Annotated in this window: 13 protein-coding genes; 8 read left to right on the forward strand and 5 right to left on the reverse strand. The window is 49.9% G+C overall.

The window, feature by feature from the left end; genetic code table 11:
• Positions 1–8 precede the first annotated feature (8 nt).
• Positions 9–755, reverse strand: coding sequence for a ComF family protein (locus A5320_RS20870; RefSeq protein ID WP_157606176.1), 747 nt, complete (start codon positions 753–755; stop codon positions 9–11).
• 36 nt (positions 756–791) lie between these two features.
• Here A5320_RS20870 and bioH point away from each other — a divergent pair, with 36 nt between their 5' ends.
• The 3 genes from bioH (at position 792) to A5320_RS20885 (ending at position 3017) form a co-directional block, all read left to right on the forward strand.
• The gene (gene bioH / locus A5320_RS20875) at positions 792–1565 is read left to right on the forward strand and encodes a pimeloyl-ACP methyl ester esterase BioH (protein WP_068069826.1); all 774 of its coding nucleotides are present in this window, start codon (positions 792–794) and stop codon (positions 1563–1565) included.
• A gap of 167 nt (positions 1566–1732) precedes the next feature.
• On the forward strand, positions 1733–2041 hold the full coding sequence (locus A5320_RS20880) for an excinuclease ATPase subunit (RefSeq protein ID WP_068069828.1): 309 nt from the start codon (positions 1733–1735) through the stop codon (positions 2039–2041).
• Between the two features lie 10 nt (positions 2042–2051).
• Complete coding sequence (locus tag A5320_RS20885) at positions 2052–3017, forward strand: putative metalloprotease CJM1_0395 family protein (protein ID WP_068069830.1); 966 nt, start codon at positions 2052–2054, stop codon at positions 3015–3017.
• Between the two features lie 167 nt (positions 3018–3184).
• Here A5320_RS20885 and A5320_RS20890 read toward each other — a convergent pair whose 3' ends face one another.
• Positions 3185–5515 carry a Tex family protein gene (locus A5320_RS20890; RefSeq protein WP_068069831.1) on the reverse strand — a complete coding sequence of 777 codons (2331 nt, stop codon included), beginning with the start codon at positions 5513–5515 and terminating at the stop codon, positions 3185–3187.
• Positions 5516–5726: 211 nt separating this feature from the next.
• Here A5320_RS20890 and greB point away from each other — a divergent pair, with 211 nt between their 5' ends.
• The 4 genes from greB to envZ all read left to right on the forward strand — a co-directional run bounded on the left by greB (position 5727) and on the right by envZ (position 8832).
• Positions 5727–6236 (forward strand): transcription elongation factor GreB, encoded by a 510-nt coding sequence (gene greB / locus A5320_RS20895; protein WP_231916806.1) that lies wholly within the window; start codon positions 5727–5729, stop codon positions 6234–6236.
• 101 nt (positions 6237–6337) lie between these two features.
• Complete coding sequence (locus tag A5320_RS20900) at positions 6338–6643, forward strand: VF_A0006 family four-cysteine protein (RefSeq protein WP_068069833.1); 306 nt, start codon at positions 6338–6340, stop codon at positions 6641–6643.
• Between the two features lie 140 nt (positions 6644–6783).
• Positions 6784–7509 (forward strand): osmolarity response regulator transcription factor OmpR, encoded by a 726-nt coding sequence (gene ompR, locus A5320_RS20905; protein ID WP_068069835.1) that lies wholly within the window; start codon positions 6784–6786, stop codon positions 7507–7509.
• Positions 7510–8832: a two-component system sensor histidine kinase EnvZ gene (gene envZ / locus A5320_RS20910; protein WP_068069837.1), complete on the forward strand. Its 1323-nt coding sequence runs from the start codon at positions 7510–7512 to the stop codon at positions 8830–8832.
• Between the two features lie 65 nt (positions 8833–8897).
• Here the strand turns inward: envZ and A5320_RS22080 are convergent, their stop codons facing one another.
• Positions 8898–9347, reverse strand: coding sequence for a hypothetical protein (locus A5320_RS22080; RefSeq protein WP_157606179.1), 450 nt, complete (start codon positions 9345–9347; stop codon positions 8898–8900).
• A gap of 284 nt (positions 9348–9631) precedes the next feature.
• Positions 9632–11170: a phosphoenolpyruvate carboxykinase gene (locus A5320_RS20915; protein ID WP_068069839.1), complete on the reverse strand. Its 1539-nt coding sequence runs from the start codon at positions 11168–11170 to the stop codon at positions 9632–9634.
• Between the two features lie 407 nt (positions 11171–11577).
• On the opposite strand from A5320_RS20915, the gene A5320_RS20920 reads away from it, so the two are divergent.
• Positions 11578–15279 (forward strand): S8 family serine peptidase, encoded by a 3702-nt coding sequence (locus tag A5320_RS20920; protein WP_068069841.1) that lies wholly within the window; start codon positions 11578–11580, stop codon positions 15277–15279.
• 130 nt (positions 15280–15409) lie between these two features.
• On the opposite strand, the gene hslO is transcribed toward A5320_RS20920, so the two are convergent.
• Complete coding sequence (hslO, locus tag A5320_RS20925) at positions 15410–16261, reverse strand: Hsp33 family molecular chaperone HslO (protein ID WP_068069843.1); 852 nt, start codon at positions 16259–16261, stop codon at positions 15410–15412.
• Positions 16262–16271 lie beyond the last annotated feature (10 nt).

Consider the following 16271-nt stretch of genomic DNA (forward strand, 5'->3'; position numbering starts at 1 on the left):
CAGTGCTGCTAATTTGGCAGCGCATGGTGCGCCGCCATATCAGCAGGAGTAATTGCCAGAGTCCAGACGTCAATTCGGAGTACCTGCTGCCTTCGAAGTAGCCGACACAGCTGATCGATGGTGGCGCCGGTGGTGATCACATCATCGACCAGCAGCAGGTGTTCAGGCAGTTTATTGCGATGCTGTAACCTGAATTGGCGGCGTAAATTGGCCCGTCGTTGCTGGCGGGTTAAACCAACCTGATGCTGAGTGCTTTTACTGTGGAAAATATCCAGTAGCGGAATTTGCCAACTGTCGGCGATGACCGCCGCCAGTTGTTGTGCCTGATTAAACCCACGTTCTTTGCGTCGTTCACGGCTGATCGGCACAAAACAGACGGCATCTGGTTTGGTGCCGCCACTGCTGGCATAACGTTGGCAAGCCTGCGCCAATTGCTGACACAATAACTCACCGCAGGCAAAATCCTGCTGAAATTTCCATTGCCTGATCCAATACGACCATGGCAACTGATACCAGCTCAGGCTGTGTAAAAAATCAAATTTAACCGGTGCTAATCCACGCCACACCACAGGTAGCAGCAAGGCATTGTGCTGATGATTTGCCAGCGACAAGCCGGGCAAGGCCGCGATACAATAATCGCAAAGCTGTTGTTTGGCTTGGTGCACCGGCAGCTGGCACCACAAACAACTGTTCGGTAACAACAGGTGCAGCAGCTGGTGTAGCCAGAGGTTTAGCGCCGCCATGCTCATTTTCATTATCATATTTCACATAAAATAAACATTGGTGTAACTATGGCAGTTCCTGTCGCAAACGACAAACCGGTTTTGGTGTTATTACATGGCTGGGGCTTAAATCATGCGGTATGGCAGCAATTACTGCCGCAGCTGACTGAGCAATTTACTGTGCTGACGCCGGATTTACCGGGTTTTGGTCTGGCAGAAAGTTATCCGCAACCCTATCTGCTGACGGATGCTGCTGCCATGGTGGCCGAACAAATTCCAGCGGGTAGCTTAGTGTTGGGCTGGTCGCTGGGTGGTTTGGTGGCGACCCAAATAGCGCTGGATTTTCCGGAGAAGGTCAAAGCGCTGGCGTGGGTGGCGAGCTCCCCCTGTTTTGTGGCAGGTGATAACTGGCCCGGAATGGCACCGCTGGTGCTCCGTCAATTTGCTGCGGCCTTGGCCAAAGATGTGGCGCTAACCATCGAGCGTTTTTTGGCTATTCAGGCACTGGGTAGTGCTACGGCCCGGCAGGAAATCAAGCTGTTAAAACAAGCGTTGCTGAGTTTGCCGTTACCACAACCTGCGGCATTAGCTGGCGGCTTAGCTGTACTGGCAGAAGAAGATTTAAGGCCGAGGCTGGCGGAACTGCGGATGCCGGTTACCGGTTGTTTTGGCCGGCTTGATTCGCTGGTGCCGATGGCGATGCTGGAAAAACTCCAGACGTTATTACCGCAGGCTTCACTAACGATTTTACCCAAAGCATCGCACGCGCCTTTTATTTCGCATCCAGATGAATTTGGTCAGTGGCTGTTGCATTGGGCGCAAAACGCGCATCGGAGCCACTAGCCGGATTCATCTGCAAAATAGCCAGCGCTTTACTCCGTAAATCATGGCTGTAAACAACGATGGCCATCAAATCGGCAACTATTTGCCGCTTTTGTTGATATTCGCTTGAGTGACGGCAGTTAATTGATTAGTATTTAATCATATTTGCTAACTGCCGGAGATCTACCATGGAACTTCAATCCGCATTCGCTTCTGGTTTGCAAGGATTGCAACGTGCATCAAACGGGATCACCGAGGCAACCGTTAATATTAATCGTGAAACGACCAACGAACAGCGGGTCCGGAATGCACAGGATACCGCCGCTGCCGATCAGGCAAACCAGCAACGACAAGCACCAGTGACCGAGCCGACAAACCCCTCGCTCGAACAAAGTCTGGTGCAGTTAGTCACCGAACAAAACTACGCCGAAGCGAATGTGAAATCGATCAAAACCGCCGATGAAGTGCTTGGTTCTGTGATCGATATCCGGGTGTAAGCAGCAGATTATGGCCATTACCTCGGTTTACCCTAACGTCAGTCCTTACATCGGTAATCCCGGTGTGGATTTGGCGCGCCGGGAAAACCTGCGGCGCGATATTATCGAACCAGTGACCCAAGCTGAACGTAGCGCCGCCGAAAAAGGTGTTATTTCGGAAGATAAAAGCCGCAATAACAGCAATATTGCAACCGGTACTTTCAGCGAAGACGCCAGAACCCGTGGCACTGAATTAAAACAAGCCGTTGGTGGTCGTCAAGACAATGGCGAAGGCCGCGATGGCCAGAATGAAAACAGCAATGGCAAGCAACAAAATGCTGCGCAGCAGAGGCAGGAAGCAGCAGAGCAGCGTGAACTCGCTGAGCTGAAAAAACGTGATGCCGAAGTTAAGGCCCACGAAGCTGCACATTCCTCTGTGGGTGGTCAGTTAGCCAGCGGTCCAAGCTACAGTTTTGACTTGGGACCTGATGGCCAGCAATATGCTGTGGGTGGCGAAGTACAAATTGATTTGTCGCCGGTACCGGGCGATCCACAAGCCACCATCATTAAAATGCAGCAAGTCAAAGCTGCTGCATTGGCTCCATCTGAACCATCGTCGGCTGATCGGCAAGTTGCAGCAGAAGCCGCCAGACGGATCACTGAAGCGCAGGCCGAACTGGCTAAAGAATTTATCAAGGTCAATGAACCACCAGCTGCCGACGGCGATTATGATGCGTTGGCTGCATTCAGTGAACTTACCGGGCGCCTGGATTTAGACGACGAATTACCAATCCGCAGTCGTCAACCGGACGCTGGTGTCGACAGTCAGTCCGACAATGAGTTTACCGAGCAGCCGCAAAGCCGCAACCGTTATGCACCACCTGAATCACGTTCATTAGAAATCGACAGCGTTATGCAATTACGCAAAGAAGTGATCTCCGGTTTTTACGCCCGCTCCACAGTTCCTGCCGAGCGCCCACTGCTACAAATGGCGTAGTCGCCAACGTCTTATATACAGTCTTAAGCCCTCTCATACCCAGCCTTGAACTTTTTCGCACAAAGCACGAACCTTGAAATCTGACCTAACTGTTCGCAGTAATTTAGGTATGCCAAACATAAAAAAACGCCGTCAATTGACGACGTTTGATCGATCCGAAACAGTGATTACTTTTTCATTTTCGCCAGTGCGGCTGCAAAAGCATTGCCCATCGCAGCATTGCCATTGTCGACCGGTTTACTGGCTTTTGGTTGCGCCGGTTTAGCCGCATAACCGGCACTTTTCGCCGGTTGTTTGCCTGAGTTGCCAGAGTCAGCACCACGAGCTTGTGGTTGTTCGTCCAGCCGCATGGTAAGGGCAATCCGTTTGCGGTCTACTTCCACTTCCAGCACTTTTACTTTGACGATATCGCCTGCTTTCACCACCTGATGTGGATCGCTGACAAACTTATCGGTCAACGACGAAATATGCACCAAACCGTCCTGGTGCACGCCAATATCGACAAAAGCACCGAAGTTGGTGACATTGGTGATCACACCTTCCAGTAACATACCTGGCATTAAATCAGATAACTTTTCCACACCATCTTTAAAAGTGGCGGTTTTAAACTCCGGGCGCGGGTCGCGGCCAGGTTTATCTAGCTCTTTGATGATATCGGTGATCGTCGGCACACCAAAATGCTCGTCGGCGAATTCAGCTGGATTAATGCTTTTTAAGAAACTGCTATTTCCAATAATCTGCTCGACCGATTTCTGGTGTTTGCTGCCAATTTTCTCCACCAGCGGGTAAGCTTCCGGATGCACAGACGAGGCATCCAGCGGGTTGCTGCCTTTGGAAATACGTAAGAAACCTGCCGCTTGTTCGTAAGCTTTTGGTCCGAGTCTTGGTACTTTTAATAAATCTTTGCGCTGCATAAAGCGGCCGTTGCTATCGCGATAAATCACGATATTTTGTGCCAGCGTTTTATTCAGGCCTGCCACCCGCGCCAATAACGGCACTGAAGCAGTATTTAAATCAACACCCACCGCGTTTACGCAGTCTTCGACCACGGCGTCTAATGATTTGGTCAACAAGCTTTGATTGACGTCATGCTGATATTGGCCCACACCAATGGCTTTAGGTTCAATTTTTACCAGTTCTGCCAATGGGTCTTGCAGGCGACGGCCAATCGACACTGCGCCACGCAGCGACACGTCTAAATCAGGGAACTCCAGTGAGGCCAGTTCTGATGCTGAATAAATCGATGCGCCAGCTTCGGACACCATCACCTTGGTCAGACGCATGTCCGGCACCATTTTTATCACATCAGCGGCCAGTTTGTCGGTCTCGCGCGATGCGGTACCGTTACCAATGGCAATCAGTTCCACTTTGTATTGTTTGCAATAAGCGGCCAGTGTTTTCACTGATTTGTCCCACAGGTTTTGCGGGGCGTGTGGGAAAATAGTGGTATTAGCGACCAGTTTACCGGTTTCATCAACCACGATGACTTTAACGCCGGTCCGCAGGCCTGGATCCAGACCTAAGGTCGCGCGCATACCAGCTGGTGCTGCCATCAACAAGTCTTTCATATTGCGGGCAAATACCGCGATGGCTTCAATTTCAGCTTTTTCGCGCAGTTCGCCGAGCAAATCGTTTTCCAGCTGCAAATGTAGTTTTACTTTCCAGGTCCACTGCACCACGGTGCGCATAAAAGCATCACCAGCGCGGTTTTGCTGACGCAGGTTAAAGTGGCTGGCAATCATTTGTTCGCAATTGGCGTGGGCGTTCTCATCGTCGGCATCAGGTTGTAACTGCAGGTTTAAGCAACCTTCGTTGCGGCCACGAAACATCGCTAAAGCGCGGTGGGATGGCACGTTTTTCCAGACTTCCTGATGACTGAAATAGTCACGGAATTTGGCGCCTTCAGTTTCTTTGCCGGCCACCATGCTGCTTTTCAGCACGGCATATTGCGCTAAATGACGGCGTAATTTCGCCAGTAATTCAGCATCTTCGGCAAAACGTTCCATCAGAATATATTTCGCGCCATCCAGTACTGCTTTGACATCAGCAAAACCCGCTTCAGTATTGATGTAGTCGGCTGCTGCGGTTTCTGGCGGCAGATTGGGATCAGCCAGCAACGCATCGGCCAGCGGTAATAAACCGGCTTCAATGGCAATTTGCCCTTTGGTGCGGCGTTTGGCTTTGTATGGCAGGTATAAATCTTCTAAGCGGGTTTTATTGTCGGCGGCGACAATTTCCCGTTGTAACTCTGGCGTCAGTTTGCCTTGTTCGGCAATCGTTTTTAAAATCACCTGGCGGCGATCTTCCAGTTCACGTAAGTAGGTCAGACGCTGATCAAGCAGCCGTAATTGGGTATCATCCAGACCGCCGGTGACTTCTTTGCGGTAACGGGCGATAAATGGTACGGTCGAGCCTTCGTCCAGCAGGGCGATTGCCGCAGCGACCTGTTCGGCACGTGCCGAAATTTCCAAAGCGATTTGATTAACAATCAATGACATAACTTCATATTCCTTGTGGCCGGTACTTGCTGAAGATCATTCCAGCCTGCCATTTGAAGTGCAGTACCGACTGGATAACTACGCAGATGGCCGGTATTGTCTATCTTCAGCGACAAAAAATCCAATGTTGTTACCTTGTGTCAGCTTCTGCCGGGCGCAGGAAGGTCATGAGAGCAGCAGAATTCACCATTTGCAGGAGCAGGGTTAAGTAGTGAAACCAAAACCAGTCATCATTAAAACTAAGCTGATCACCCGCGAAGGCTACAACGCGCTGAAAGCCGAGCACGACGAGCTGTGGTTTAAAAAACGGCCGGAAGTGACCAAAATAGTGACCTGGGCAGCGAGCCTCGGCGATCGTTCCGAAAATGCGGACTATCAATACAGCAAACGTCAATTAAGGCAAATAGACAGCCGGATTAGGTATTTGCGCAAGCGGCTGGAAGACTTGCAAATCGTTGATTACTCGCCGCAGCAAGAAGGCAAAGTATTTTTTGGTGCCTGGGTCGAAATTGAAGACGATGATGGCCAGCTGCTGAAATTTCGGATTGTCGGGCCGGATGAAATTTATGGCCGCACTGATTACATCTCGATTGATGCACCGATGGCGCGGGCGCTATTGAAAAAGCAGGTGGATGATAGTTTTGTCGTGCAAACGCCGACCGGTGCCAAAGAATGGTTGGTGTTGGATATTCAGTATCCAAAGCTGCCCGCTACGCCCTAGCTGCACGCATTGCAACGGCAGCATGTTCAGCGGCTATTAACAGCGCCTTGCTAATGTCGTTTGAGACAAGTTCAGCAACGAATTCAGAAGCGGGGAAAGCGATGAAAAAACCTATGTTAGTCAGCTGCGTGATGGTTAGTCTGTTCTGCAGCACAGCGGTACTTGCTAACGAAGAAGCAGACTATCAACAATGTTTATTAGAGCATCAGCCAAAGGTGCAATTGGAGCAAGTGGTCACCAGAATTCGGCAGGCTTGTGACAAAGTACATCGTGACAATCTGATGTTACCGCGTAAAAAAGAATATTTTCGTTGTGTGCTCAGTTATTTACCGCCGGTCGAAACCGACAGCGCAGTGCCGGATATACTCGGCGCCTGTGCTAGCAAACACGATTTCCGGCGCTCTTAGTTGCAATAACCATTTGCGACTGCCGCTGTCGCCATCTGACATGATTTGTAACACACAAAGCCCGCCGGACATGTCGCCCGCTGCGCTTTTTGGTTTATAGTGAGGAATTAGTTAGGAAAATTGTTACAAGGTCGCAGCTTATGCAAACTCAGGAAACCACCAAGATTCTGGTCGTAGATGACGACATGCGGTTACGTTCATTATTAGAACGTTATCTGGTTGAACAAGGGTACATCGTTCGCAGTGTCGCCAATTTCGAACAAATGACCCGGTTGATGGAGCGCGAAAATTTCCATTTGCTGGTGCTGGATCTGATGTTGCCTGGCGAAGACGGTTTGTCGATTTGCCGCAAGTTACGCCAGCAGGAAAATGAAATTCCGATCATTATGCTGACTGCCAAAGGTGATGAAGTGGATCGGATTATCGGCCTGGAAATGGGCGCTGACGATTACCTGCCAAAACCTTTTAACCCTCGTGAATTGCTGGCGCGGATCCGCGCTGTACTGCGGCGCAAATCGAAAGAATTACCAGGCGCGCCAACGCAGGAAGAAACGATGGTCAAGTTTGGCCCATTCAGTTTTAACCTCGCCACCCGTGAAATGAAAAAAGACGATCAGCTGATGCCGTTGACCAGTGGTGAATTTGCGGTGCTCAAAGTACTGGTTAGCCATGCCCGTGAGCCGTTGTCGCGCGATAAGCTGATGAACATGGCGCGTGGTCGTGATTATTCGGCAATGGAGCGCAGCATTGACGTGCAGGTGTCCAGATTGCGGCGGATGATTGAAGATGATCCGGCCAATCCCCGGTATATTCAGACCGTGTGGGGTCTGGGTTATGTGTTTGTACCGGATGGTGTCGCCAGTTAAATGCGCGTGTTACCCCGCAGTGCCTTTGGCAAAACCGTTTTTCTGATTGGCTTTTTGCTGCTGATTAACCAGTTGGTGTCGTACTTTCTGGTGGCGGTTTATGTGATCCAGCCATTTTTGCAACAAACGAACCATTTGATTGCCAAGCAGATTAAGGTGGTTTTTATCGATGTTGGTTATGACGACATGGTGTTGTCGGAGCAGCTAACCAAAAGATTCCAGCAAGCCACCGGCATTGAGGTTTACAACGAAACCCAAGCGCAACAACATGGCTTGCAACAGGCCATTTTTTATCAGTCCTTTTCCGATGATATGTCGCGTGAACTTGGCGGCACTGCCGAAGTTCGTATCGAACAAAGCCAGAGTTTTGTATTCTGGGTGCGGCCACCACAGGCACCGCAATATTGGGTGCGTATTCCACTGAGTGGCCTCAACGACACCGACTTTAAACCGCTGCAAATATACATTCTGCTGATTGGCTTTTTAAGCGTCGCCGGCGGCTGGTGGTTTGCGCGGCAGCTGAATCGACCGTTGCAGGGTTTACAGCAAGCGGCGTTGAAGGTGGGGCGGGGCGATATCCCGGAGCCGTTGCCTGAAGCAGGTTCCAGCGAAATCATTGCAGTAACCCGAGCCTTTAATCATATGGCCAAAGGCATCAAACAGCTGGAAAAAGACCGGGCACTATTAATGGCCGGGGTGTCGCACGATTTACGTACGCCACTTACCCGCATCCGGTTGGCCAGTGAAATGATGAGCGAACCTGATAGCTGGATCCGCGATGGCATCGCCAACGATATTGACGATATGAACGCCATTATCGACCAGTTTATTAATTACATCCGCCATCACAAAGAAGAAGTGCTGACCGATGAAGATATTAATGTGCTGGTCAGCGAGCAAATCAGTGCTGAGCGACTGCAACAGCGTGAGGTGGTGACTGAACTTGCCCATCATTTACCGCTGGTGCCGCTGCGACGAATTGCGCTGAAAAGGGTGCTGACCAACTTAATTGAAAACGCCTTTAAATATTCAGAAGGCAGTATTGTGGTCAGTACCGGTTATGAAAAAGGCAGTCAGCGGGTTTATGTACAGGTGCGGGATCATGGCCCTGGTATACCGGAAACGCAGATGGCGCAAATGTTTGAACCCTTTACCCAAGGTGATACTGCTCGCGGTAGTTCCGGCTCTGGTTTAGGCCTTGCGATCATCAAGAAAATTGTCGACATGCATCAGGGCGAAATTACCCTGCACAATCATGCCTTTGGTGGTTTAGTGGCGACGGTTTATCTGCCATTAAAACAACGGGGCAAAGCTGTTATTTAAATTTTTGGGTGATGCAGCACCAGCAGTTATGGCTTGCTGGTGCTGATTTTGAAGAATTTTTTAAGTCACTGTTGAACTTTGTAGTTTATTATTTTACTTTCTTGCCCTCCATATGTCTCCGGTAAAACACACGCGATTGAGTAGCTAGCATCTGCAAAATTTTGGATGTTTGAATAGGTTAAGGTGTACTTACCTGTTCCAGCACCAATTGACTGCTGATTTTGAAGAACTGACGAAGAGCCATCAGCTGCATGTGTATACAAAGAGCATGACACACTTTTTGTCGGATGCGAATCTTGTACTTTAAGATACACATTATACAGTGCGCCATGATTTGGGACATCACACCAATAAGTCCAAGTTGTGCTACTGCTTGGATTTACCACTGTGCCATCTGTTCGATATGCTTTTGTTGGAGAATCACACTTGTGAGCAGAGTAAACAATAGAACTTGCATGCGTTGTAACACTTGCAAACAGGGTAACTGCGATCATTGATTTTACGAAAAACGGCATAATTAAACCTCCTTTTTAATTGAGATTTTACAATACCATGCTTTTGTTTAAAATAAACTACAGTTGGTGTTTAAATGTTACGTAAATGACTGTGTCTATTGGCTATTAAGTTCTGGGACCTTAGATGAACCTCCAAAACGAAATTAAGGTTAGTGAGGTATATAGTGTACATACAATGCATCTCTTTTACTTGAAGAGAGAAGAGCTGAGAACCGTCATTGGTTTCAGCTCTACGATTGCACTATGCCTATTTATTGAATTAAGTCATGAAACTGATCTAATACTCAGGCTTTCGGGCCTGCATTGCGGATAGCTTCAGAAACATCGTATTTCTTGAAGTTATTGGCAAATTCCGCTGCCAGTTTGGCCGCGTATTGGTCGTATTGCGCTTGGTCAGCCCAGGTATCCCGTGGATTTAACAGCTTGCTGTCAACGCCTGGAATTGCCACCGGAATATTCAGATTCAGCTGTGGCAGGTGGGTAGTGGCCACTTTCGCCAGTTCACCAGACACGATAGCGTCAATAATGGCGCGGGTGGTCGGAATATCAAAACGCTTACCAACGCTGTGCGGGCCGCCAGTCCAGCCGGTATTCACCAGATAAACTTTGCTGCCAAATTCACGCACACGCTTGATTAACAGTTCTGCGTACACGCCGGCAGGGCGTGGGAAGAACGGTGCACCAAAACAAGTTGAGAAAGTAGACTCAATGGCTGAAGTGGAGCCAATTTCAGTGGAACCGACTTTCGCGGTGTAACCACTTAAGAAGTGGTAAGCGGCGGCTTCTTCAGATAACACTGAAACCGGTGGCAATACACCTGACACGTCACAAGTCAGGAACACCACAGCACGAGGCTCACCAGCGCGGTTGGCTAATACACGTTTTTCAACGTGGGCTAATGGGTAAGCGGCGCGGCTGTTTTGAGTCATGCTGGCGTCTTTGTAATCTGGGGTGCGGTTAGCATCCAGTACGACGTTTTCCAGAATGGTACCAAAACGGATGGCATCCCAAATCACTGGTTCGTTTTTCTTCGACAGGTCGATACATTTGGCGTAACAACCGCCTTCAATGTTAAACACGCTGTTAGGTGCCCAGCCGTGTTCGTCATCGCCAATCAGGTTGCGTTTTGGATCAGCCGACAAAGTCGTTTTACCGGTGCCTGACAGACCAAAGAATAACGTCACATCGCCTTCATCACCAACGTTCGCCGAGCAGTGCATTGGCAGCACGCCTTTGGCTGGTAACAGGAAATTCTGCACCGAGAACATGGCTTTTTTCATTTCGCCTGCGTAACGCATGCCAGCTAACAACACTTTGCGATCAGCAAAGTTGATCATGACGGTGCCGTCTGAGTTGGTGCCATCACGCTCTGGTACACAAGTGAAACCAGGGACGTTGATGATTTGCCAGGCTGCTTTATCAGAAACATTCCACTGAGCAGGCGTGATAAACAGGTTTTTAGCAAACACATGTTGCCAGGCAGTTTCGGTTTGCACGATGACTGGCAGGTAATGCTCAGGATCGGCGCCGACTTCTAAATGAGACACAAAATGTTCAATATCTGACAGGTAAGTTGCTGCTTTGTCCCACAGTGCATTAAACACTTCAGCTGATACCGGTTGGTTCACATTGCCCCACTGAATATCTTGTTCAGTGGTCGCTTCTTTGACGATATAACGGTCTTTAGGTGAACGACCAGTACGATGACCAGTTTTGACCACTAATGCGCCGTTATCGGCCAAAATACCTTCCTGACGACGAATGGCGTGTTCCACCAGATCGGCGACGGTTAAATCGACGTGACGAATAGTTTGAGCGGTCATTATCAGCTGACTCCTTGGGTACAGAGTTTGTGTTGTAGGTGGTAGATGTTTTCACAGCATTCTACTGTAACTCGACAGTTTCGGCGACAGAAAGTTTATGGTATGCGACTAAAATCGGCAGTTGTTGGCGTTTAATTGGCCATAATTGAATATTAATTCACATTTTTATGCGAATGAAGCTGTTTGATTTGGTAAGTCAGAATAATTATTACAACAATGATTTCAGTTATTGGTTGCTGCAGCCCTCCATGTTTCGCGGTAGGTCAGTAAGACTTTTTGTCATCTATTCCAGAAAAATGCCGGACTTATCGACAAAGTTGTCTGGGATAGACTAGTTTTGTTGACACATACCCGACATTTATCAAAAAGACGGAGTGCATCTTGCCGTGGCTCCAACGGAGGTTTTTATGCAATATTCTGGGAAAACATTAATCGCAACTGCGGTGAGTCTGGCGTTGGCCGGTGCTGTACAGGCCGCAACCTTAGAGCAATACCGACAAGGGAAAACCGCGCTCAAAGACCTCATCCCGGTGCAGACGGAAGCCGCAACGCTCGCTGCGAATGGGCAACCACAACCAACGTCGTTTTATGTGGTGTTAAAGCAGCGTAGTCTGCGGGATCTCAGTCGGACAGCTGCCGGAGCAGGAGCTGAAATTAATCAAATGCGGCTGGAAATGGCTAGTCAGCAGCAACAGATTAGTCAGCATTTACAGCAACTGGATCAACATGCGCAAATTCTGCGTACCACCAAAAACCTGGCTTCTGGCCTGGTGGTGCGAGCATCAGACCAGGCACTTTCTGCGCTTGCAAATAACCCTTTAGTTGAAACCATCCGCCCTTTGTACAATTCCAAGCCAATGGTCGCGGACAGCGCTATTTACATTAAAGCCAAAAGTCTGGTGACGGCTGGAACCTCCACTGGCAAAGGAGTGACCGTGGCGGTAATGGATACCGGCATCGACTACACGCACAAAGCGCTGGGAGGCGCCGGTACTCAGGCCGCTTACGATGCTGAAGATCCAACCGTTGCCCCTAGCTGGCCGCAGGGCAAAGTATTGGGCGGGTACGATTTTTTTAACGATGATCCCAACCCGCTGGACTCACTGGAAGAAGGTCATGGTACCCAGGTGGCCAGCTCGGTGAACGGTATTGCGCCTGATGTGCAGTTTTATGGCTATAGCGTTTGCGGCGAGTTCTGCCCCGGTGAGGCGCAGATTGGCGCATTAGAAGCGGCGATGGATCCCAATGATGATGGCGATATCAGTGATCGGGTCGATGTTGTGAACATGTCTTTGGGTGGTGACTTCGGCTCCACCGATACCAGTTCTGGTACGGCATTTCTGATCCAGCGCGCTGTGGAACTGGGTGTCAATGTGGTCATTTCTGCCGGTAATGACGGGCCGAACCCCTTTATTGTCGGCGGACCAAGCACCACACCAAATGCACTGTCGGTTGGCGCTATGACCAACGCCGCCGGCACCACGGCTGCATTTGCATCAAATAGCATTGATGGTAAAACGGTTAGCATGATTGCAGCTGGTTTTAATACCAGCAGTGTCTTTAGTTTTGATCAGACTAGCGCGCCGTTGGTTTACCAGGCTGGTAACGCCTTAGCTTGCAATGAATTTGCGGCAAATGAACTGGCCGGTAAAGCGGTGTTGGTGCGCCGTGGTACCTGTAATTTCACTTTAAAAGTACTGAATGCGCAAAAGGCCGGTGCGAAATTTGTCATTATTGCCAACAACGCCGCCGGTGCGGGTCCGGTTAGCGCGGGCGGTGCAGATCCGCTGGTGACCATTCCGGCCGTCGGGATTTCGAAAGAAGATGGTGATGCGGTGATTGCGGCGTTGGAAAAAGGTGCCGTGAACTACAGTATTAAATCGGTGTCGCTGGCGACCGCCGGTGGTATTGCAACCTTTACTTCAAGAGGGCCGTCGATGGACGGTCTGCTCAAACCGGAAATTACTGCGCCAGGGACTAATATTGTGATGGCAGCTGTGGGGACTGGCGATCAATCTTCGTTGAATTCCGGCACGTCCTTTTCCGGCCCGATCACTGCCGGTGCTGTAAGTCTGCTACGTCAGATTATGCCCGGACGTACGGCATCGGAAATTAAAGCTGTACTGATGAATGCCGCTAATCCTGACGTGTACAACCAGCCAAAAGCACATCCAAACGCCGTGTTGGCGCCAATCTCCGCGATTGGGGCAGGTCTGGTTGACGTTGAAAAAGCGGTCAGTTTGCCGGTAGCGGCCTGGGTTAACGACACGCAGTACAATACCCAACAAGCCGCTTTATCGTTTGGTTTTATGAATCTGGCGGCGCCGGCCAGTGTTAAGAAAACGGTCACGGTGAAAAACTACAGTGCAACCAACCGGACCTACAACTTACGGATCAAAAACCGCTTTGCCAATGATCAGGCGTCCGGTGCTTTAAGCTGGGCAATGCCGACTGCGATCACCGTTCCCGCCAACCAAACCATCACCTTTGAGGTGACTTTAACTGTAGATCCGTCGAAATTGCCGCAGTGGAAACTGGAAAACAACATGGCGGCTAACTTAAAAGATGCCGCTTTAACCGATGTTGAATATGACGGCGCACTGGTGTTTGATGACCCGACCAGCAGCAGCGATTATGACTTACATCTGGTTTATCATTTGCTGCCTAAAGCCAACGCCGATTTAAAAGTCAGCAATAGACTGCAAAATGGTGCTGCGACCATCGTGGTAAAAAATAGCGGCGCTATTACTGCCGATATTTATACCAGTCAGTTAATTGCCACTGATGGCCAGGATCCGGTGCGGCATGATATCCGTGGCGCATCGCTCGATGTCATTTCGGTGCCCACAGAAGAGTGCGCATCAGGTTATCTGATTGCGCCGACGCTGACGCTGGATCAGGGATTGACTCACTTGTTACAGGGCAATGTCGGTGTTGATATCGATGTGCAGAATGATGGTAGTTATGATTTTAAACTCGATAGCATTCTGCTCAGTCGTTTTAACAATCCGGCGCAGGGGGTCGTTTATCCGGTCGGACTGATGGCGACCTTTGCTTCTCCTTATGCGAATTTCAACGGCTTTCTGACAGATATGTACCACGCGACCGGTCAGCGAAATGTAACGTTAACCGCTTGTTTGGATCGGGTTGGACTGAGCGCTGCGGACATAGGTAAAACTGTCACCTTACGCTATCGCACTATCAATGATGGTTTTGCCATTGGGGTGAACTGGGGCTCGCCGGTCGATGATTTTGTGGTGGCGCAAGCGGTGCTCAAGCCAGCAGATCCGGTGTTATTAAGTCGCGGCGGCAATGAAGTGAACAGTTTGGCTGCGGGTGAAGAAGCGCTGATAACGTTACCGGAGGAAGTCACAGGCAAAGGTTTTGTGTTGCTGTCGGATGTTGGTGACGCCATGTACGCCGGTGATTTAACCGCCGGACCCAAAGCTCCGGTCGTGGCGGCAGGTCAAAGTTTCAGTGTCAATGAAAACAGTGCCAACGGCACCGTGGTCGGTCAGGTACTGGCGGATGTGGATTATGTCAGTCCGGTGACTGGATTTACGCTTGCGGCCAGTAGTTCAACTGCCTTCAAACTAGAAGCCGATGGCCGGATTGTGGTGAGCAACAGCGCTGGGCTGAACTATGACAGTGGCCTCACCAGCATTAAGTTGGAAGTGGTCGCTGCAAATGCAGCTGGCCAAAGTTCAGCGCCGACGACCGTCACTGTGATGCTGCGAAATCTGCCGGATGAAAAACCTGTAGTGCAACTAAGTAACCTTGTCAGCACTCTGGCACAAGGCGCGCCGGCAGGTTCTGTGGTGGCAAAGGTTACCACCACCATTCGTGAATCGGGTGCAACTGCGAAGTCGTACACGGTAGCGCCGTCGTTGTTTGCTTACGTCAATGGCAACATTGTGCTGACCCGCTCTATCGGTGAAAACGATGCCGGGAGTTATAGCTTGTCAGTCAGTGCAACTGACAGTGCTGGCTTAACCTCGGATAGCGTGACTGCAACTGTTGTTGCGGAAAAACGCTCTGGTGGCAGCACTGACTGGCTCGGTTTGCTGTTGCTACCACTTGTGATGATGCGTCGATTGTTACGCCGTTAATCCAACCATCTTGCCCACTGCGGTGGGCTTAAGCAAAAGCCAGTCTGGTGAGGGACTGGCTTTTTTGTCTGGTATACGCCGGGTATTCAGCTACACGTCGTGCTGTTTTGGCGGCATTCAACTCAATTTTTCAGAAGTTTTTAGCCAGTTGGATCAGCGCCGGCGCATCAAAATGATAGGTGGTATTGCAGTATTCACAGCAAATCTCCAGCTTGCCTTCGGCAATATGCTCTTCAATCGCTTGCTGGCCCAGGCTGATAATGGCCGCTTCACATTTTTCGCGGGAACAACCACAGACAAATTCCACATGTTGCGCCGGAAACAATTCAACCACTTCCTGATGGAACAACCGGAATAACATGTCTTCCACTGATAACTGCAGTAACTCATCGGCGGTAATAGTGTCTGCCAGCGTCACAATGTCGGCGAAATCAATTTTGGCTTGATCCTGATCGACCGGCAACACCTGCAATAACATACCGGCAGCTTTTGCATGGCCAGCCTGAATATCGGTGTGCAGGTAAATACGAGTAGGTAATTGTTCTGACTGATTAAAATATGCTTCCAGCGTGTCGGCCAAACTGTTGCCGGTAATTGGGATCACGCCTTGATAACGTTCACCTTGCTCCGGGGTGACTGTCACCAGCAAAAAACCTTCGCCAATCAAATCGATGAAGCTGTCGCCTTTGATTTCACTTTGCATCCGCACCACACCGCGGAATTGCTGGTCATTGTTGCCATTGACCGCGGCAAACTTTACCGGACCATCACCTTGTACCTGCACCGCGATATTGCCTTCAAACTTCAGCGTGGCGGTTAATAAACTGGTCGCGGCCACTAATTCAGCCAACAGTTGTTTCATCGGCAAGGCGTATTGATGGTTTTGCAGCATTAAATCGAGGCTTTGCGCCACTTTGACCACTTCGCCACGGACATCTTTTTCGCGGAATAAAAATCGTACCAGTTGATCAGACTGACTCATAACACCCTCT

The organism is Rheinheimera sp. SA_1 (genome assembly GCF_001669775.1).
In the GTDB taxonomy this organism is placed as follows: Bacteria; Pseudomonadota; Gammaproteobacteria; order Enterobacterales; family Alteromonadaceae; genus Pararheinheimera.